This is a genomic window from Mesorhizobium sp. WSM4840 (assembly GCF_055811755.1).
On the sequence record NZ_JBVVQD010000118.1, the window covers coordinates 1 to 749 of the forward strand.

1 protein-coding gene is annotated in these 749 nt (G+C 59.8%); it reads right to left on the minus strand.

What is annotated here, in order from left to right:
• Window positions 1-38: 38 nt before the first annotated feature.
• Window positions 39-605, minus strand: a complete 567-nt coding sequence (locus AC0L3I_RS36950; protein ID WP_352910979.1) for an NnrU family protein — start codon at window positions 603-605, stop codon at window positions 39-41.
• Between the last annotated feature and the right edge of the window lie 144 nt (window positions 606-749).

Genomic DNA, 749 nt, shown 5'->3' on the forward strand with positions numbered 1-749 from the left:
CCAGGACATCCTCGAAGGCGCGCCGTCGCTGCGGACGTTCAAGCGAAGGGCGAGACTCCGAACAGCCAGCCGTGCAGCCAGAGCCCGAACAATGCGAAAGCCACCAAGCCGATGCCCACAGCAATCAGGTCGCTACGCGGTCGCACGACCGCGGGTGCCGGATCGCCGCGTGGAATGACGGCAATGAGATCGACAATCGCGTAAACCAGAAATGCTCCGAAGACTAGGAGCGAGGCAAGGTCGCCATTGGCCAGGAGGTGGCCGATGGCCCAAAGGATGATGCCCACCAGCATCGGGTGCTTCAGCCGATGCTTGATTGAACCCGTGGGCAAGTAAGCGGCTGCCAGAAAGACGAATGCGGCGAGCACCAACACCGACGCGACATGGCGGCCCCAAGAGGGCGGCTCGTAGATCTCAGGCGCATTGGGCCGATAAAGACTCCAGCCCCAGACGATCAGCACGAAGCCGATGATCGATAGGAGCGAATAAAGTCCCTTCCAGCGCCGCTCGTTTGTGGCGATTTGCTCATCACGAAAGCTGCCGGCGGCGATCCGAACAGAATGGATTCCGAAGAAGATCACGAGGCCGAAAACCAGTACTAGCATAACACCTCCGAGGTTCGGCGCGTCGGCGGGAAGGAAGGCTTGCTTACGCTCTCGCTCGAGTTGCCGGCTGCATATGCGCAAAACGGATCCTGCGAACGAGATGGTCAGAGTAATATATCAGGGACCCGCAATCTTGGAATGGGC